The sequence below is a fragment of the Candidatus Bathyarchaeota archaeon genome (genome assembly GCA_026014735.1).
Lineage (GTDB): Archaea > Thermoproteota > Bathyarchaeia > Bathyarchaeales > Bathycorpusculaceae > Bathycorpusculum.
Window position 1 is genome coordinate 1,110,611 of record JAOZHT010000001.1, and the last position, 17,924, is coordinate 1,128,534.

Genomic DNA, 17,924 nt, shown 5'->3' on the forward strand with positions numbered 1-17,924 from the left:
GGCAAGCCTCCTTTTTCTTTTTTGATAACCCATGAGTAATTCTCAACCCGTAAGATGCCAAAAATGCGGAAACCCCGTAGGCTACATAACCGTGCTAACTGAGGGCTTAATGGGTATTCAGCAGCCGCTGGGCAACGTCAAAGTAGTAGCTATCTGCATGGAGTGTCACCGAAAACAATAAACCACGCAGGCAGGGCAGTTCCTTTAGTCTTTGCAGGCAACACGAGGTGTGGGGCTGGAAAACCCCCTTTAAGGGCAACGTGTATTACTGCGGGCTTCAGGCGGCGGGTTTATGGCAAAAAATAACCAAAACGGCAACACCTACGCAGACGGCACATCAGTTGCCAACGTGAAGCCAGCGGTAAGCAGCGAAGAAATAGTCTGCCTCCCCGTCGAGGAACTCTTCAGCCGCCTAGAAAGCACGCCGCAGGGACTCAGCGCCCAGGAAGCCGCTGAACGGCTCGAATACTACGGCCCAAATGAGCTTGCCCGCCAACGCAAACACTCAGCCATCAAAGAGTTCCTGCTGCACTTCAAAAGCCCCCTTGTTATTATACTTCTAATCGCAGGCGTCATCTCGGGTTTCCTGCAGGAATACGCCAACGCAGCCATCATCTTAACCATAATTTTCATCAGCGTTATCCTCGATTACTACCAGGAGAGCAAAGCTGAGAAAGCCGCTGAACTCCTCAAGCAGAAAGTTACCTCAACCGCCACGGTGCTCCGCGACGGCATTCGACAAGAAATAAAGTTGCCTGAAATCGTGCCCGGCGACGTGATTTTCCTCTCAGCAGGCGACATCGCCCCCGCCGACGCCCGAGTCATAGCGGCCAAAGACTTATTCATCAACCAATCGGCCCTAACAGGCGAATCCTTCCCGGTGGAGAAAACCAGCGCGCCCATAAAAGCCAAAACAGGCTCCACGGTGGATTGGCTCAACTACTGCTTTATGGGGACATCGGTGGTAAGCGGCACCGCATCCGCCGTGGTCGCTAAAACTGGCGGCGCCACTGAATACGGCAAAATCGCCCGGAAACTCATCGAGAAATCGCCGGAAACCGAGTTTGAGCGGGGCATCAGGAGCTTTGGTTTCCTCATCATGCAGGTTACTTTTCTGTTGGTTATCTTTGTTTTCCTAATAATTTCGCTTCGCAACCCCACTGAGACAGGGGTGGTGCAGGCGCTGCTCTTCGCGGTTGCCCTAGCCGTGGGGTTAACGCCTGAGTTGCTGCCCATGATCATAACCATCAACCTGTCCCGCGGCGCCATGGCGATGTCCAAGAAGGGCGTCATCGTCAAGCGCCTCTCAGCCATCGAGAACTTCGGCAGCATGAACGTGCTCTGCACCGACAAAACCGGCACCCTCACCGAAAACCGCATCAAACTCATCTTAAACGTAAACATCGACGGTGAAGAAGACGAAAAAGTCTTCCTGCAATCCTTCCTCAACAGCAACTTCCAAACCGGCCTACGCAGCCCACTTGACGAAGCAATCCTTAAGCATAAAGAAGTCGACGTCAGCAAATACCAGAAAGTCGACGAGGTGCCCTTCGATTTCATCCGCCGCCGAGTCTCCGTGGTCGTTGAACGCGAGGGACTACGCTTCTTCATCGCCAAGGGGGCCCCCGAAGAAATCCTTAGGGTCTGCTCCTACTACGAACTTGGCAGCGTCATCGCCGACATGAATGATGAAACCCGCGTAAAAATCGAGCAGAAATACCAGCAGTACAGCAGCGAGGGACTGCGGGTGCTGGGCGTCGCGTATAAGCGGCTTAAAGAGGACAAAGCCGTCTACTCCATCAACGACGAAAACGAAATGGTCTTTTTGGGGTTTGTCGCGTTTCTTGATCCACCTAAAGAAACCGCTAAGCAATCCATCGCGTTGCTCAGCAAGGCAGGGATAGAACTTAAAATCTTAACCGGCGACAACGAGCTTGTCACACGCAAAGTCTGCGATGAACTGGGCTTTGAAGTTAAAGGTGTCGCCTTAGGCAACGACATAGCCAACGTAACCGACGAGGCGTTGATGGCGATTGTGGAGGAAGCCAACATCTTCTGCCGCGTCAACCCCGTTCAGAAAGACCGCATCATCACGCTTCTCAAGAAAAACGGCCACGTAGTCGGCTACATGGGCGACGGCATCAACGATGCGCCCTCATTAAAAACAAGCGATGTCGGCGTCTCCGTGGATAACGCCGTGGATGTTGCCCGGGAATCCGCTGACATTATCCTCTCCAGAAACGACCTCACTGTCCTTGCAGAGGGTGTTTTGGAGGGACGAAAAACCTTCGGCAACACCATGAAGTACATTATGATCGGCGTCAGCTCTAACTTCGGCAACATGTTCAGCGTCGCCATCGCCGCCGTGTTTTTGCCCTTCTTACCTATGCTCCCAGTGCAGATTCTACTAAACAACCTGCTCTACGATTTCTCCCAATCCACCATAACCACCGATAAGGTAGATGACGAATACGTCGAGCGCCCCAAACGATGGGACATCACCTTCATTCGAAGATTCATGGTGTCGCTGGGACCTGTTAGTTCACTGTTTGATTTCATAACCTTCTTCACCATGCTCTTCGTATTCATACCCATAATACCCGCCGCTACATTGCTAAGCAACCCAGATTACCCAGTGCAACTATTCCAGACGGCCTGGTTCATAGAATCCTTAGTCTCACAGATCCTGGTGGTTTTTGTCGTACGAACCAGGCGCCAACCCTTCTGGAAGAGCAAACCCAGCAAATACCTGGTAAGCAGCAGCATAGCCATCAGCGCCTTTGCCTTAATAGTGCCATTCACGCCCTTGGGCGAAATATTTGGGTTCGTAGCGCCGCCATTAACATTCTACCTGGCATTGGCTCTGCTGCTGGGAGCTTACTTGCTGGTAGCCGAAGGGGTAAAAGCCTGGTTCTACAAGCGCAACGCCTTCCGCCAAGAGCAGGTGCTAGTACCCAAACGCGCCTTCTACGTAACGCGGACCGCCAAACTCATGCAGGACACGATCGCAGCCATAAGCCTACGCGGTGAAGACGAATTCTCCATCGACTCGCTGATAGAGGACTTAAACAGCGCGCTTGCTTACCCCGTCAACAAGAATCAGCTGGGTCGAAACATCCAGTATCTGCGCCGCTCTAACTTGATTAGCGTGGACTGGAAGACACGTACCCTCAAGCGGGAAGACGCCTTAGTTGACTACGTAAAAAGCAGCATAATCGAGGGCCCGCTTTGGCCCAGCATCAGCGATGAATGGAGAAAAATCAATCAGATACTGCTCAGCAAACACGGCACCGTGAATCCTCAATATCAGGACCTGCTCCCTAAACAGTAACCCACCCGTCTTGGCTGTTGAGTTTGTCAAGTAGGCATGGAAAATTTTGCGAAGCCACCTTGACAAGACATTAGCCCTTGCCTGGCGGAGGCATTTTTCTTTCGTCTGCCCCTCTAACTTTGCCAAATGTGGTTCTCAATCAGGCAAATCAGCGTTCACAAAAACCGTTAATTTACAAGAAAACATAGGGCAAGCAAGAGGGCAAACGGATGGAGAATATCTGTTGGAACTGCAAACACAACACCTTGAAATTGAAGATTCTCGTGCCGCCTGACCAAACCATCAAAGAGCATGTGCATCAAACAGGCAACATGCAAGCAAACATTATTGCGTTAATTAAAGAAGAGCCAGAGAGGTACACTGTCTGGTATCGGATAGGCGACGCAGTTAAACTTATGACTTTTAGGATGCTGCATGTCTGTAAACTTAAAGTTGACCCCACAGAAAAAGCAGCCTGCAGCTGCCATGCAAAAAAGCAGGAAATCAACCGCATAAGCAACATTATCTACCATAAGGTGCCGCTGCCAGCGGAAGCTGAACTGATACATTAGCACAGCTGAAGATTTGGAGGAAACCGTGGTTGATGGACAAGACAGCTTGTGAAATCAGCACTCAGCTTGGACTAGCAGCGAGTTCGTAGAGTTGCTCTCGGGTTAAGCCTAAACCGGGTTTAGCATCGAGTCTTTTCTGCACTTTTCCTTTTTTGAAAAGCAGCACGGTGGGGTAGTATTCGATGCCGTATTTATCGCATAGATCTGAGCGGTAGTCAATCATGACTTCGACGCATTCATCAGGGTTTGCTTTGGAGTACTCCTCAAAAACGGGTAGGAACCGCTGGGAATGGGGACACCAAGAGGCATAAAAAAGCACATATGCCCGCTCTTTACTGTTCCACTGCCGCTCTACGTCGCCGTCGTCTTCTTTTTGGTTCATCGTTTCACCTCTTGGTACTCTTCGGGGTAGTGGCTGCTGTCACAGAAGGGCTTGTTTTGTGATTTGCCACAGCGACAAAGCGTCACCCGATTGCGGATATGGTAGGCTTTGCCGCCGGCGGAATAAACTGGGACGCCGCCCCTGACCCACAGCGGACCTAAAACGCCGACAGCGGGGTCAAGGATGACGCCGATGGATTTCTCAAGCTGCGGTTCAACTGTCACGCCCGTTTCCTTGTCGACCAGGACAAGGCGACCTGAAGGGCAGTCGCATTCGTTTCGGATGCTGTTTGCTTTGGTTTGGGGGTCGTCGGATTTGGCGATTTCATCCCAGATGTCGCCGCCCCGGTGGCAGAACCGAGCGGAGGCACATAGACCCTCAGCGTCATCAAGATGCAGATTTGGACCATCGATGGACTTTGCCATATCCAAGAAGGGCAAGTCGGGGCTGGTTTCGGTTCCGTCGAAGCCGGTTTTTGCGTGTGTACCGTCACAGAAGGGCTTGTTTTTGCTTTGGCCGCAGCGGCACAGCAGATACGTTTGGGTCGCAGAAAATTTTTTTCCAACCACCCATTCTGAGGGGATGTTTCCTTGGCCGCATTTGATTATCATCTCGTAGAGTGGTATGTTTCCGCTGACAAGGTAGGGACCGTTTCTGGTGACTGTTATTTTCATTGCTTGATTGTTGCCTCCCAAAAAATGCACTTCCATTCTTCGCTCGAATATTCTGTTTCTAATGAGTGAGTGGAGATTTATTAAGTTCTGCTGTGAACAAAACAAAATGTAGTTGCAGCTACAGAGTTACAGCTATTAAACCCAATCCACCACCATACTACGGAGGATAAATAACGTGGATGAAATGAAGAATTTTTCAGTCAGCGAGCTTAAGGAGTTCAACGGAAAAAACGGTAAACCCGCCTACGTCGGCTACAAGGGCAAAGTCTATGATGTATCAGATTCGTCCCAGTGGGGCGAAGGCGAGCATCTGGGACACATGGCCGGCGAAGACTTAACCGAAATGATGGATATGGCCCCGCATAGCGAAGAAGTTATGGAACGCATGAAAGCTGTGGGTACATTAACCTAACGCAGGGTTCCCGCTGGCAAAACTAAATTAGTGAAGATGCCTCATCTAGATAGAGGTGATTTTTGATGTTTGATTTAAGCGGTAAAGTCGCCTTAGTCACCGGCGCCGGACGCGGCATAGGAAAAGAGATCGCCCTTGCCCTCGCGCGGTCAGGAGCAGACGTTGCCGTATCGGATATTGCAGATGCAGTTTTTGAAACCGCCAAAGAAATCCAAGCTAAATGCGCAAACGTAAATGCCTTCGCCGCAAAATGTGACGTATCCAACTTTGCCCAAGCAGAAACCGCCAAAAACCAGCTGCTATCAAAGCTCGGCAGAGTAGACTTACTCATCAACAACGCAGGCATCTACCCCCAGAAGCCCTTTGTGGAGATGACTCAGGAAGACTGGGATAAAGTCATTCAGGTGAACCTCAACGGCGTCTTTCACTGCACCAAAGTGTTTCTGCCCGGGATGGTTGAGCGCAAATACGGCAAAATCGTGAATCTCTCCTCGATATCGGGTCCAGTGGTGGCTTTTCCCAACCTAGTCCATTACTCCGCCAGCAAAGGAGCCATATCCGGCTTCACCCGGGCATTGGCTCTTGAGATGGCAGGGCATGGCATAAACGTGAATGCGGTGGCGCCTGGTCCCATAGACGTTGGCGGCGCGGAAGCCAACCAGTCCATGTATGAGCAGGTGATAAGGGCAATTCCGATGGGGCACATGGGCAAACCCTCTGATGTAGCGGCGCTGGTGCTGTTTCTGGTAAGCGACGAAGCAAATTTCATCACTGGACAAACCATCGTGACCGACGGCGGCTACACCCTCCAGTAGATGCATATTGCAGTCTTTGCACAGTCACATAGGTTAATTAGCGAAGGGAAGTTTCGCCAATAAGTAGGTGACTTGTTTTGTCTGAGGATAAAAAGAAAATGTACTACTACGGCGGAAAAGAGAAGCCCGCCGGCGAAGTCAAGAAGAACCATGAAGTTACCCCCTACGTTGTGGGTGACATTCAAAGCGATTTAGACAGGCTGATGAACAGGTTCCAGAGGGACTTCGAAGACTTCTGGGATACCTCCTCAAGGTTTGGCCGAGAAATGACACAGAAAGCACGCGCCTCCGTGGTACCCTTCACAGGGATGCCCTCGGTGGATCTGGAAGATGAAGGAAAAGATTTCCGTTTAACCGTAGATTTGCCCGGCTTCAAAAAAGAGGACGTGCAGGTGGAAGTCGCCGACGACGTCGTAACCATAAACGCAAAGCACACCCAACTGGAGAACGAGCAGAAAAAGAATTACGTGCGCCATGAACGTTCAGCGCAGACTTTTTACCGCAGAATCCAGCTGCCGGAAGCCGTCCGCTCCGATGACTCCAACGCCAAACTAAACGATGGCATACTCGAAATCACCCTGCCCAAAAAGGCGCCTAAAGAAACCAAAAAACTCTCGATAACCTAAGTCTTCTGTTTATTCCAGAAGCCCTTGTTATCTCCATTGGCTTAGGTACCCTACCCATATGAAGAGAAAACAAAAGAAAAAGGCTGAAGGCCTATTCTGCCTCCGCCGACGAATCCACGATCTTCTTGATTTCCTTATTCAGCGAATCAGGCAACCCAAGGATACCCACGTCCATGAAGCCCCGGATAATCAGTGAAACCGCCTGTTCACGGCTCAGCCGCCGCGTCATCAGATAGGTGATTTCTTTCTCACTGATTTTGCCCACCGCTGCCTCATGGGTGATCTCCACGCCCTTCTTGGTTGCGATGAGCTCGGGGATGGATTGCATGAAGGATTCGTTATCCATAACTAAGCCCTTGCATTCCAGGTGTCCCTTGCAGTCGGGGGTGTGTCCCTCTATCATGCCGCGGATAATCATCTTGGAGCCCTCGCGGGTGATGGCGCGGCTCACCATCTCTGCTTTGCTGTCTCTGCCTGTTAGTACGGCTTTGGAGCCAATGTCAAGGAGGCTGTTTTTGTGGCCATAGAGGATGCTGTTAAAGCTGACGCGGCTGTTTTCGCCCTTGCAGTAGGCAACCGGGTACATCTGGGTATCGCGGACTGGCTGCATGCATACATAGTTTGAGATGAAGGTGGCGTTATCGTCGACTTGGGCGGCGCTTCTGGGGCGCACCAGCGTCTGCTCGCTCCACTGGTGAATCATGGTGAAGTTAAGCATAGCGCTCTTCTTCACGTAGATTTCAGAAATACCCAGATGGGATGCGTTAGGTACGCTTGAATGCTGCACGCAACTGGTTATTATGTGGGCTTTGGAGTCTTCCTCGGCGATGATGATGTTGTGGACGCGCTGCTCGAGGTTGCGTTGGGTAATCAAAAGGCAACTCTGCAGTGGAAAAGCGATTTCTGCGCCCTTCATTATCCGCATGAAGTAGCCGCCGCTGTAGTCCTCCGCCACCCTCTTGGTGTATTCATCCTTGTTTTTGTCAACTAGTTTCCAGCGGTACTCCTCCAGCCAAGGATACTTTTTAAGCGCGTCTTTGATGTCCATGAGTTCAAGTTTGCCCTCGTAGAGCTCGTTAATTTTGGAGGCCACGGTCTGCTGGTTTAGGTGGACAAAGGTTCCTGAACGGTTCTTCTCCGAGGTTTCAAGCCCGGCTCTTTGGGCTTCTTGGAGGATTGCATGGGGAATCTTGGTTAAGTCGCTTTCATTTTGCATTTTTCCAGCCCTCACTTGTTCTTATCCTGCATGCTACGCATTCCTCATAGCCCATCTCTTTGATGTCGTTGTAGATGCGCATGGGATCCTTGAAGCAGTGGAATTGCCCCCTCAAAAGGATGCAGCCGTAGGATGCTTTGATGTACTCTAAAATGTCGCCTTTATGCGTGATTATCAACGCCGAGGCACCTGAGCCTTCAACGTACTTTTGGATTTCAGTAGCTATCATCCGAAGACTCTCCACATCCACCCCTGAATCAGGCTCATCGAGCAGAAGCAACTTAGGTTTTAGAAAGATAAGCTGCAGTATCTCGGAGCGTTTGCGTTCGCCGCCGCTGAAACCCATGTTGACGTCGCGGCTAAGGAAGTTGGTTAGGCGGAACGCTTCTATCTGCGCCTTCTCCTCTGCACTGAACTCATCAGAGGCGGTTTTGCCCAAACAGAGCTTCAAGAGGTCGCCCAGCTTGACACCGGTGATTTCAGGCGGATTCTGGAAGCTCACGATAATGCCCAGCTTGGCGCGTTCGTCAACGCCTTTTTCGGTGATGTCTTGGCCGTTGAAGAAAATCCTTCCTGAGGCTACTTCGTAGCCCGGTAAACCCATCAGGGTGCTGATAAGGGTGGTTTTTCCTGAGCCGTTGGGGCCGAAGAGGATGTGGCTGGCGGCTTCTTTGAGGTTGAAGTTGAGGTCGTTTAGAATCAGTTTGCCTTCAACCTTCACGGATAAGTTTTTGACTTCAAGCATATCCATAAGTGGTCAACGAGCAAATAAAGTGGATCAGAGAAAATAAGCTTACCGCTACGCAGCAATCACTTTCCTCTCCAAAAAGACATGCATGAGGGGCGACCGAGGCAGTTTTATAGGTCATTTAGCCTTAACTTGTCTATGACTCGCTACGTCGCTTTTCTACGGGGAATCAACGTCGGCGGACACACCGTTAAGAAGGAAACGCTGCAGAAAATCTATGAATCATTAGGGTACCAGGACGTTTCCGTCTACAGGCAAAGCGGCAACGTAATCTTCCAAACCCCAAAAGAAAACACCCAAGAAATCAAAACCCAAGCCCAAAGCGCCCTCAAAGCCACTTTAGGCTATGATGTAGCGGTTCTCTTACGAACATTACCGCAGCTAAAAGCCATAATAGACTCCAACCCCTTCTATGGCCAAGGTTGCGAAGGCACAAGGTTTCTGGTAACTTTCCTGCCTGCTGCCCCGGATGCTTTTCCGCTGCTGTTGCCTTATACAATTCCCAAGTCTACCGCAGAAATAATCGGGGCCAACTCCGCTGAGGTTTTCAGTGTCACACATGGCGGCGGCGAAGGAGCGTTGCCTAATCCTTTCTTGGAGAAAGTCCTCAAAGTTAAGGCGACAACCAGAAACCTGAATGTAATAAAGGAAATAGCCAAACGCTTCAGTTAGTAAAAGGATATGCAGGCCGAGTCTAAGCCTTTTGTTGGCCGGTCCATTAAGGCTTGTTTTTCTCGCTTGGGGGTCTTTCACCGTTTTGACCCTCTTGCTCAAGCCTTACTGCAACATGCTGTTTCAGCCCATCGAGGCAGAGTCTTTGTCACGTATCGATTTTTCGCTGTTTTAATCGATGCGCTCTTTGCCTTGATGCATCGCCTTTCAAAGCGTACTTCTCGGCCTGCAATATACAATATGTCAGTGGCGAAATATACACGTTTTGTGCAGATAACAGGCAATTTATGGACAGATTTGGGGTGTGTTTTAAGTTTTAAAGACATCCGAGGGGGTTATGGGGGCAATATTCTCCGAGGGGCCAATCACCCATTTTCCGTTTTTGACATAAACAAAGCAATTTGACATGAACAGCGCAATTTGACATAAAAACGTCAAGTCTGCACCGTCAAATCCCACCCATCGACCTCGTCAGGAATTTTGTGAGTCTACAGATTCTTGCTTGAGAGCTACATAGGAACCTGTTTTTATCAGCAAACCCAAACTTGGTTTTGTTTAGGGTTTGTATTCGATTATTTCTACGCTTTCGCCGAGTTCTTTGAGGGGCGGAGCCATGGTTACTACGTCGCCGACTGCTTGAATCATCTTTGTGGGTATGGTGACAGTGGAGCTTCTAAATCGCTTCTTGAACCCAAGTTCGGTTGCGGCGTTATCGGTTAGTTTAACTTGGAGCTGTGGCACCTGCCATGTTTTGACGTCTAAGCTTGCGCCTTTAATTTCCCCGATTATAAAACCGCCTGTTCCAATAACCTGTTTGCCTAAAAGTTCACTAAAACTAATCAAAACATTCACCACTAACCGTCTAGTAAACGGTTTTTTTAAGGTTTTCGGGGCATATCTGCTCTGCTCGGAGCTAACCATTCATTAGGGTCGCTGGCAAAAACTTGAAATAGCCTTATGCCGCTGCAAAGAGAGCGCAGGGTTAAATGTGGGCTTAGACGAACTAATTCTTCGCCTAATGATAATCACGCTGGCAGCGTTAGCTGTCTTTTTAGTTTACAAATACAGGCGTTCCCCCGAAAAATTTTAATCCGGCTGGTCGCCGCCAACATCGCCTTGGACGTGGTCGCCATGGTGATTTGGCTGTTTCCCGAAACCCACTGGAGCGTCTACCAGCTGGGCTACGTGGCTGCCATCGTCGAGGATCGTCGAGGCGGGAATTGCCGCCGCAGTCTTCGCAGTTGCCCTCTATGGGTTAAGAGCGCAAAAAACGTGGGCGCCAAAACTCACCATCGCCACAACCATTGTGCAGCGGATTTTTGCCACCTACATCTTCTTCCCAAGCACCGCCCTCATCTTAACGCTGGTCTGGAGCTTAACAATCATCGCCTTCGGCTACTTGACAATTAAAACCCAAAACTGAGGTATCTGGGATGCTTTACCAGGCGGCGCTTGTTCCGCGTACCTCAAAATGCTCATCTTGCGCATTATGGGTAAAGGTCATCTCCACGGTTGTATAGGTGCCATCGTTGGTTACGGTGTAGCGGTCAGGGTTCTGCACGTAGTATTTCCAGGCTAAGGTGATGTTGCCGTCTAGCAGGCTGTTGGGGAAGGTGATTTTGAAGAAGACACTTTGGGTTGCTGAGCCTATGAAGTCGACAGAAATGTGTTTGAGGTCAGATTGGGACAGCGAAACCTTTGGGGCAGCATTCCAGTTGGTTTCAACATCTACGTTGTAGGTTTGCTCCTTGAGCTTAAGGGGGTAAGTGTATGTTTTGGCTGCGAATTCATACCACAAAGCCCCCGCGGTCGACGCTAAAACAACCGCTAGCACAAGTATACCCGCCACAGTTTTTCTCTTCATAATCCCCCATACTGCTAAACCTGACACACCTAATAGCGTTTACTAAAAGCGCACCCCAGCAAAACCGCCCAAAGCAAAGCAGGGGTTATGGGCAACTGCAGCTGTCGGCGTTGAGGTATTTTTTATGCCATTTGAAGTTCTCGCAGCCCTCTTTGGATTCGCATTTCATGCAGGGGTCCTCTTGGGTGGCTTGGTTTATCATGTCGATGAGGTATTTTTCGAATTGGGGGGCGAGGTTTAACTGTTTAACTTTTTTCTCGAATTCGCCGGTCAAAGCGCTGAGTCTCCTGACTGATTCTATGCATTGGCAGGTTATTAAGACCCCGCCCACGCCACTGGGAAAAGCGCCGAGTCAAGTTCCACAAGTTAAACCTAAGTCTACCGTGAGCAAGCATAAGCTAAAAAGGAAAGCGCTAATAAGGTTATCAAAAAGCTTATCTTTCAAGCGATTGTATAGCATACGCGGGGTGTTTAGGCGTGTCGCTTGAATCAGGCAAAAAACTTGGGTTTACCGCAAGCATTCTCAACATAGTTGTTCCTCCAATAATGGTTGTTGCCGTCGTTGTATTCTTCACCTCATTATTCAGTTCATTCTTAACTTCCATATTTGGGGGAGCACCGTCTGCACCGACAAGCTTTGCCCTCATAACTGCCTTTTTAGGACTCGCGATTGTTGCTGGCATCTTAGCCCTTGCAGCCTACATACTATTCCTCATAGCTATGCATCGCCTATCAAAATATTACAATGAACCCGTCATCTTCAAGAATATTCTTCGAGCTCTCATTATCCAAATCATTTTCGTAGTGGTTGCAGTGGCGGTTGTAGTTGCTTTTTCCGCAATTTCGTCAGTCAGCATAGCTTCTGCATCCACCACCGCTGTTCGCTCTTTCATATTGAGCCTGCTGGGGATTTACGCAGTTATACTGCTAGTAAGCTTCGCCTTATCTATTTACTACGGGTTACTCTACAAACGCTCCTTTGACCGGTTGGCAGAGAAGTCGGGAGTAGAGGACTTCAGAACCACCGGGCTGCTCTACTTAATCGGGTCAGTGCTCGCAATCATTGGCATCGGAGGCTTAATCGTCTGGATTGCATGGATCTTTGCAGCCCTAGGATACCGCAAGCTTGCACCGGCATCACCCGCGCCGGCGCCGTTTACTTATTCAACCTACCCAGCGCCCCTCAATGAGCAAAGCAAACGTTGTTCTGTGTGTGGCGCAGAGAACAGCCCCGACTCAGCCTATTGCCGATCCTGTGGCAGGCAAATCCAGTAGGCGCCAATCTGGTCGTCTGACCAGCGGCTTACCAGATGCTTCTTTGATAAAAAATCTTATATCTGAGGGATTGCCTCTTTGATTTTGTAAGTTGTGATATTTTATGGCTGTTAAAGTAACTACAGAGTATATAGACCTGCTTAACCGCGCAGTCGAACGTGAATTAGCCGTGTCCGTCCAGTATATTCTTCAGCATGGAAAAATGGAGAAGCTTATCCGCAAAACCATTCCTGAAAACATCCTTTTGGACAAAACAACCTATGACGCCGTCGGCAAATTCCTCCGAGACATCGCCATCCAAGAGATGAAGCACGCAGCAAACATTATGGAGCGCATCTACTACCTCGGCGGGCAAGCAACAACCAAAGCCGGCAAGCCAGTCATCGGCAACAGCATCAGCGAATTCGCCAAGCTTGGCGTAAAAGCCGAGGAGGAAGCCATGGCGCTCTACCGAGAAATCATCGTTGCCTCCGGGCAAATCGGCGACTGGAAAACCCGTGAACTCTTCGAGAAAATCTACGAGGAAGAAGAAGCGCACCTCTTCAAATTCCAAGAGTACACGGGCTTCCAAGACGAAAAAGACGAGCCAAGCAAAGTGGCGCTGCCGGAGTGGCGAAAAATCTACACCGATGACTACTTTGCGTTGCTCAACAAAGCGGTCTCAGCGGAAATCACCGGTATCGTACAGTACACTAACCAGCATGAGAAAGCCGCGTTTCTGCAGCTTCGCAAGAAAGACACCGCATTGGAGGCAGTGACGGAAACCAACAAAGCAGATGTGGTCAGCAAACTCCTCAAGTCCGTCTTCATGCAGGAGATGGATCATCTTGAAAAAATCAGCGAACGCATCTACCTCCTTGAGGGTGAAGCCGCAGCTAAACCGGATCCGTTGCCAGTGGTCGGCGAAACCTCTCAGGATTTCTTGGCGTTGGATCATAAGCTGGAAAGCGACACCATCGCGCTCTACCGCAAAATAATCGCTAAAGCACTTGAACTCGGCGACACCACCACAAGACGCATGTTCGAAGACATCATTATCCAAGAAGAGGAGCACTTCTGGACATTCGACGACTACGTAAAATAGTCCTTCCCCTCTTCTTTTTGTTTTTTCCTTGCCACTTTATGCCCGTTTAGGTTTTTTGTAAGCCGATGTTTTTAACCAGCTTTTCCAGGTCCTGATCGCTCATCCATTCCGTTTTAAGGTAAGCCCTGATCTGTTTCTCGCCCATTCCCAGCCGCTTTGCCTCCTCAACGGTGTAGCGGTAGGCCTCGATTTCGGTTGGGCGGTCAACGTAGCTGTAGTGGGGGTCGAAGAGTTCTCGGCCATCCATGAATTGCTTCACGTGGCAGAGTTCATGAATTAAGTCCAGGTAAATGTGTTTTCTGTCGCCGCTGTCAAGGTAGCCTTTGCTTATGACGATGTGCCCGTCTTCCCCATCCACGTACATGTAGCCTTTAAGCCAGCTTAACTCAACTTTAAGGTGACCCAGCACCTGCGTGGTTTTCTCTCCGAAGATAGCCTTAACCGATGCCACCTCATCGAAGCCCTTGAAGTAGTCGAGAAAAACCGCTTTTTGGCTGCCGATACTCAGCGGGTTAATTGGCAACCTGCGAAAAACACGCATCATACGCAAGAGTAAGCGGTCAAGACCAGACAAGGCAGGCTGCTCCTACTAGAAATCCGAAAGATACTCAAGTCGCATGCCCCGCTGAGCCATAACTGAAATATCCTCGACGCTTCCTACGCTGGCATCTATGTTGTTGTGTTTGGGGTGGCTCCACATCTGGGCGGGTGCAAGGTTAAACTGCAATGGAATCTCCAAGTTTACCCCGTATTTCTCATGTAAACCCCTGATTAACCCGCCGTTCTTGCAGGCGGCGCGTGCAGCGGAGTAGCTTTGAAGCAGCTGCATGGAACCATACGTGCCGATGCCATGCCAGATTACGGCGTCCTCGGGGGAACCCATCATATAGAGGGAAAACTGGGGGGAAGAAGGCGTCTGGGCGTAGCTGTAATCGGAGAGTTTTTTGCCCTCCACAGTAAAGTTGTCATCGCAAACCGCCATGGAGATGTCTTTGTTGTCTACGCCGTTGGGGTACAGCGCGGTGGTCTGGTATTTGACGGTGACGGATTCGAGTTCTCCATTTTCAAAGTGGAGTTTGCCCCGTGCGGCGCGTTTGGAGCCGTAGCCCTTCGTTGAATGAGGCACCGTCAGAAGGGTGGTGCGCTTGGACATGCTGCGTCCCATGCAGGTATAAGCCTCTTCTACCGAAGCGTAGTCGCGGTTGCTTTGGCTAATGACTTGGTGGAGCAAACCCTCTTTGGTTTCTGCCTCCAAAGTGGCTAGGGGCATCCGCAGGGTGTAGAGTGAGAGGTCCATGCCGCAGAATTTTGTCAGCTGCTGAAGCTGCTGGTACTTTATCGAGTCAACCATCTCTATGTATGAGCCCTTGCTCTCTTTGAGGGCGCCCTCTATGAGGTCGATTTCTTTTTGGGAGATCAGTTTACCCATGTACTTTTGAGTATATGCCTTATCGATTTTTAGCTGGTCGGTTTTGACGGTGGCAACTGGATAGGCGCTTTGTCCACTCTCAACGATTGAGCCTCGAAGGGGATTATTCGAGTAGCGGTCAGCCTCCACGTCGTCGGTGTTTAGCAGAAACGGCACAATGTAGCCGTCGGTGGGTTTATGCAGCGCCTCATAGATTTCCTCAACATCGTCTCTGTCGGGCTGACGCAAACCGGCTTTGCCAAAGTGGTTGCTGCAGGCTTCCAGCAGCCGCGTCGCCACGATGCCCTGGATTTCCTCCAGTGTAATCTGCGGGTTGCTGTATTCCACCGACCCCCTCAGAAAGAAGTGGTCGCCTCTGAAGGGCACCGATATTTTCTCTCCGTTGGAGTAGCGGAACAATGTGAACTGTCGATTGGGATTCTGTCCCTTGGCAACCTCGATTTTTTTAACCAGCGCCTCAACGCTGGAAAAAGAATAATTTAAAAAGTCCTCAAGCATAATTCTGCAGTAATCTTCCATAAGCTTAGCCTCTCTCTAAAGATTCAGCCATGTATATACAATTTTTTGCTGACAATTGCCCAAGAAACATGCGTGTCACAGAGAAATCCTGCCTAAACCCTGCTTCACCCAAAACCTCCATCAGATCCACATCGGCTTTGGAGACCACTGCATACGCTGTTTTGCCGCCTAAACGGGAGAGGGCAGCTTTGACGAGCAGACGCGCAGCGTCGCGTCTTTGGACCTGACAGATTAGGGGTCCAATCCATGCCAACGTCGGATAAACCGTTGCTGCAATATACCCTTTTAACTCGGCCTTTTCGACGAATTTGAAGGCTATGTTGTCGTCGTGGAGGAGTATGGTTTGGAGCAGCCGTGTCCTGTCGCCTCCGAAGCATGCCCTGTCTAATGCGCATACCTTGGGTAAATCGTGTATTTCGATGGGGGGAAGTTTTTGTGAAGCCACCTCGCCAGCTTGATCGGTGTGCATCACCAAGAAGTCTTTGTCAACGTTGAAGCCCAGGCGGGCATAGAAACTGGTGAGGTGGGGGTAAGCGTAGAGCCCGATTGTTTGGACGCCTCTGCCGTGTAAAAAGTTGATTGCGTGCTCTACAAGGATGCCTCCGCCGCCTTCTCTGCGGCATTCTTTTTTTACTATCAAGTTGCCGAACCAACCGACTTCTCCGTAGCTGACCGCAGTGGCTATCCCCAGCTTCTCTTCGCCGTCGACGAGAAGGAACAAACCGTCTGGCTCAAGCAACCTCATGAACTCAAAGTCTTCGGTTGCCATGTTCCAATTCATAGTGTTGGCTAAGTCTACCGCGAACTCAAAATCAGCCCTGCCCATTTTCCTGACTTGGAACATACAAAACATTGTGTGCCCGCAGATTAAGTCTGTTTCTCCAAGACCGCCGAGCCCAGAGTCCTTGGATGTGTCAACTTTTTTGTGCCAACAAAACATTATATCCAAAAGGTCGCATACCCAAAAGTGAGTTTTGAGCATTTCGTGGCTTAAACATCCCGTGCTTTGTCTATGTAAGGGCTTTTTATGTTTGTGGTTAGGCGGCGTGTCTTCTTTTTAGCTGCAATCTGGGTGCTGCTGCTGTTGGTGTCTCTGTCCCTGCTTTCTATGCTTGAGGCAGTATTCAGCCGCGACCCTGATAGTCACACAGTAGTAAGTGTAGGCTGGGCAGGATATGTGGTGTCAAAAAGCTTCAACGAGCAACGTGAAGTCACCGGCATCAGCGCCGAATGGATTGTGCCCTACGTAAACACCTCTGCTGGGAACGGTTACTCTTCAGCATGGATAGGCATCGGGGGGCAATCAGATAAGACCCTGATTCAGGTTGGAACCGAACATGACGTTTTAGACGGCAAAGAATTCTACAGCGCATGGTATGAGCTTCTCCCCGAATACGCCATACGAATCACCGAATTCGTCGTGAACCCCGGAGACAAAATATTTGCCTCGATAATGCTGGTTAACCCCGAAACCAACGAATGGAACATACACCTTGGCGATGTAACCAACGGACATGTCTATAACCGTAACTTCTACTACAACTCAACCTGCGCTTCAGGCGAATGGATCGTGGAGCGCGCGCTAGTTAACGGGCAAATCGCCGACTTAGCCAACTTCGGTTCATTGACCTTTCAAGACTGCCAAATAGACCTCAACAAATCCGAGGGGTCCATATGCAACTTCACCTACTCCAAAGTCCACATGGCAAACCAGCAGCTTGACAGGTTAGCTTCAGCCTCTCAACTGAGCGCGGACGGCGCAAGCTTCTCGGTACATTACACAATGAGCAACTAGCAGCCTCATCCGGTAGGCGACAGCGCCGCTGCAAGGGCATCGGAGCTCTTCTGGATTTCCTTAGTCACCGTCGAAAGCAGCTTAATTCGGTTTTCTAACTTGCGTTTCTGCATGTTGGTTAAGCTTTTGAATTTCGGCAGCACATCACTGACAACCGCCATCATGAGGTCACGGTTTTTCTCCTCGCTGAGATCCTTAAGCTCCACGTGTCCATCGATAAACTGTAGCACCAGATGTCCCGTGGGGTCAATGTGGGCGCGGGTAACGTCGGCGTACTGCGCTGGAAGCGCCAACTGAGCCACCTCTATCGAAGAAGTCAACGGCTGCATCAGTTTTAGCAGAGAAGAAAAGAACTGAGCAACCAAGATTTTCTCCTCCGAGCTTAATTCGCTGATTTGCCCTATGTCATCGGCGGTGCTCTTGAGGGCTTCAACTAGCTCTTGAACGTTAACTTGCTTTTTTCTCTCGGCTTGCGCGGAGGATTCTGCAATCTCCGGTTTAGTTACTGCTTCTTGGGTCAAGGTGAATTCA

The 17,924-nt window shown here is 50.0% G+C and carries 21 protein-coding genes; 10 read left to right on the forward strand and 11 right to left on the reverse strand.

All coding sequences use genetic code 11. The features are described 5' to 3' along the window. The first annotated feature begins 31 nt into the window (after nucleotides 1-31). The 3 genes from NWE93_05715 (at nucleotide 32) to NWE93_05725 (ending at nucleotide 3,882) form a co-directional block, all read left to right on the forward strand. Entirely contained in the window at nucleotides 32-181 is a 150-nt protein-coding gene (locus tag NWE93_05715) for a hypothetical protein (protein MCW3999716.1), read from the forward strand. 111 nt (nucleotides 182-292) lie between these two features. Then, the gene (gene mgtA, locus NWE93_05720; protein MCW3999717.1) at nucleotides 293-3,331 is read left to right on the forward strand and encodes a magnesium-translocating P-type ATPase; all 3,039 of its coding nucleotides are present in this window, start codon (nucleotides 293-295) and stop codon (nucleotides 3,329-3,331) included. Between the two features lie 209 nt (nucleotides 3,332-3,540). Beyond that, on the forward strand, nucleotides 3,541-3,882 hold the full coding sequence (locus NWE93_05725; protein ID MCW3999718.1) for a hypothetical protein: 342 nt from the start codon (nucleotides 3,541-3,543) through the stop codon (nucleotides 3,880-3,882). A gap of 61 nt (nucleotides 3,883-3,943) precedes the next feature. On the opposite strand, the gene NWE93_05730 is transcribed toward NWE93_05725, so the two are convergent. Together NWE93_05730 and NWE93_05735 are read right to left on the reverse strand one after the other, a co-directional pair. Continuing rightward, nucleotides 3,944-4,264 carry a thioredoxin family protein gene (locus NWE93_05730; protein ID MCW3999719.1) on the reverse strand — a complete coding sequence of 107 codons (321 nt, stop codon included), beginning with the start codon at nucleotides 4,262-4,264 and terminating at the stop codon, nucleotides 3,944-3,946. Continuing rightward, a complete protein-coding gene (locus NWE93_05735) occupies nucleotides 4,261-4,959 on the reverse strand; it encodes a CDGSH iron-sulfur domain-containing protein (GenBank protein ID MCW3999720.1) in 699 nt (232 codons plus the stop codon). Before NWE93_05735 ends, NWE93_05730 begins: the two co-directional genes overlap by 4 nt. A gap of 163 nt (nucleotides 4,960-5,122) precedes the next feature. Between NWE93_05735 and NWE93_05740 the strand changes: the two genes are divergently transcribed. The 3 genes from NWE93_05740 (at nucleotide 5,123) to NWE93_05750 (ending at nucleotide 6,791) form a co-directional block, all read left to right on the forward strand. Further along, nucleotides 5,123-5,350 (forward strand): cytochrome B5, encoded by a 228-nt coding sequence (locus tag NWE93_05740; GenBank protein ID MCW3999721.1) that lies wholly within the window; start codon nucleotides 5,123-5,125, stop codon nucleotides 5,348-5,350. A gap of 65 nt (nucleotides 5,351-5,415) precedes the next feature. Then, the gene (locus NWE93_05745; protein MCW3999722.1) at nucleotides 5,416-6,165 is read left to right on the forward strand and encodes an SDR family oxidoreductase; all 750 of its coding nucleotides are present in this window, start codon (nucleotides 5,416-5,418) and stop codon (nucleotides 6,163-6,165) included. A 77-nt stretch (nucleotides 6,166-6,242) separates the two neighbouring features. Next, a complete protein-coding gene (locus NWE93_05750; GenBank protein MCW3999723.1) occupies nucleotides 6,243-6,791 on the forward strand; it encodes an Hsp20/alpha crystallin family protein in 549 nt (182 codons plus the stop codon). 91 nt (nucleotides 6,792-6,882) lie between these two features. Here the strand turns inward: NWE93_05750 and NWE93_05755 are convergent, their stop codons facing one another. Beyond that, complete coding sequence (locus NWE93_05755) at nucleotides 6,883-8,007, reverse strand: SufD family Fe-S cluster assembly protein (GenBank protein ID MCW3999724.1); 1,125 nt, start codon at nucleotides 8,005-8,007, stop codon at nucleotides 6,883-6,885. Next, the gene (gene sufC / locus NWE93_05760; GenBank protein ID MCW3999725.1) at nucleotides 7,997-8,758 is read right to left on the reverse strand and encodes a Fe-S cluster assembly ATPase SufC; all 762 of its coding nucleotides are present in this window, start codon (nucleotides 8,756-8,758) and stop codon (nucleotides 7,997-7,999) included. Before sufC ends, NWE93_05755 begins: the two co-directional genes overlap by 11 nt. Before the next feature lie 135 nt (nucleotides 8,759-8,893). Between sufC and NWE93_05765 the strand changes: the two genes are divergently transcribed. Further along, nucleotides 8,894-9,427 carry a DUF1697 domain-containing protein gene (locus NWE93_05765; GenBank protein MCW3999726.1) on the forward strand — a complete coding sequence of 178 codons (534 nt, stop codon included), beginning with the start codon at nucleotides 8,894-8,896 and terminating at the stop codon, nucleotides 9,425-9,427. 555 nt (nucleotides 9,428-9,982) lie between these two features. On the opposite strand, the gene NWE93_05770 is transcribed toward NWE93_05765, so the two are convergent. The 3 genes from NWE93_05770 to NWE93_05780 form a co-directional block, all read right to left on the reverse strand. Then, nucleotides 9,983-10,270, reverse strand: a complete 288-nt coding sequence (locus NWE93_05770; protein ID MCW3999727.1) for a hypothetical protein — start codon at nucleotides 10,268-10,270, stop codon at nucleotides 9,983-9,985. 595 nt (nucleotides 10,271-10,865) lie between these two features. After that, entirely contained in the window at nucleotides 10,866-11,291 is a 426-nt protein-coding gene (locus tag NWE93_05775; GenBank protein ID MCW3999728.1) for a hypothetical protein, read from the reverse strand. An 85-nt stretch (nucleotides 11,292-11,376) separates the two neighbouring features. Continuing rightward, a complete protein-coding gene (locus NWE93_05780) occupies nucleotides 11,377-11,565 on the reverse strand; it encodes a hypothetical protein (GenBank protein ID MCW3999729.1) in 189 nt (62 codons plus the stop codon). A gap of 203 nt (nucleotides 11,566-11,768) precedes the next feature. Between NWE93_05780 and NWE93_05785 the strand changes: the two genes are divergently transcribed. Further along, complete coding sequence (locus NWE93_05785; protein MCW3999730.1) at nucleotides 11,769-12,566, forward strand: DUF996 domain-containing protein; 798 nt, start codon at nucleotides 11,769-11,771, stop codon at nucleotides 12,564-12,566. Between the two features lie 103 nt (nucleotides 12,567-12,669). Continuing rightward, a complete protein-coding gene (locus NWE93_05790) occupies nucleotides 12,670-13,650 on the forward strand; it encodes a ferritin-like domain-containing protein (protein ID MCW3999731.1) in 981 nt (326 codons plus the stop codon). A 46-nt stretch (nucleotides 13,651-13,696) separates the two neighbouring features. Here the strand turns inward: NWE93_05790 and NWE93_05795 are convergent, their stop codons facing one another. From NWE93_05795 to NWE93_05805, 3 genes are read right to left on the reverse strand one after another with little or no spacing between them, the layout of a single operon-like run. Beyond that, nucleotides 13,697-14,224: a hypothetical protein gene (locus NWE93_05795; protein ID MCW3999732.1), complete on the reverse strand. Its 528-nt coding sequence runs from the start codon at nucleotides 14,222-14,224 to the stop codon at nucleotides 13,697-13,699. A 15-nt stretch (nucleotides 14,225-14,239) separates the two neighbouring features. Then, on the reverse strand, nucleotides 14,240-15,598 hold the full coding sequence (locus NWE93_05800) for a hypothetical protein (protein ID MCW3999733.1): 1,359 nt from the start codon (nucleotides 15,596-15,598) through the stop codon (nucleotides 14,240-14,242). Between the two features lie 4 nt (nucleotides 15,599-15,602). Further along, nucleotides 15,603-16,424, reverse strand: a complete 822-nt coding sequence (locus NWE93_05805; GenBank protein MCW3999734.1) for a GNAT family N-acetyltransferase — start codon at nucleotides 16,422-16,424, stop codon at nucleotides 15,603-15,605. A gap of 201 nt (nucleotides 16,425-16,625) precedes the next feature. On the opposite strand from NWE93_05805, the gene NWE93_05810 reads away from it, so the two are divergent. Then, entirely contained in the window at nucleotides 16,626-17,393 is a 768-nt protein-coding gene (locus NWE93_05810; GenBank protein ID MCW3999735.1) for a G1 family endopeptidase, read from the forward strand. 5 nt (nucleotides 17,394-17,398) lie between these two features. Here NWE93_05810 and NWE93_05815 read toward each other — a convergent pair whose 3' ends face one another. Continuing rightward, the gene (locus NWE93_05815; protein ID MCW3999736.1) at nucleotides 17,399-17,914 is read right to left on the reverse strand and encodes a hypothetical protein; all 516 of its coding nucleotides are present in this window, start codon (nucleotides 17,912-17,914) and stop codon (nucleotides 17,399-17,401) included. Between the last annotated feature and the right edge of the window lie 10 nt (nucleotides 17,915-17,924).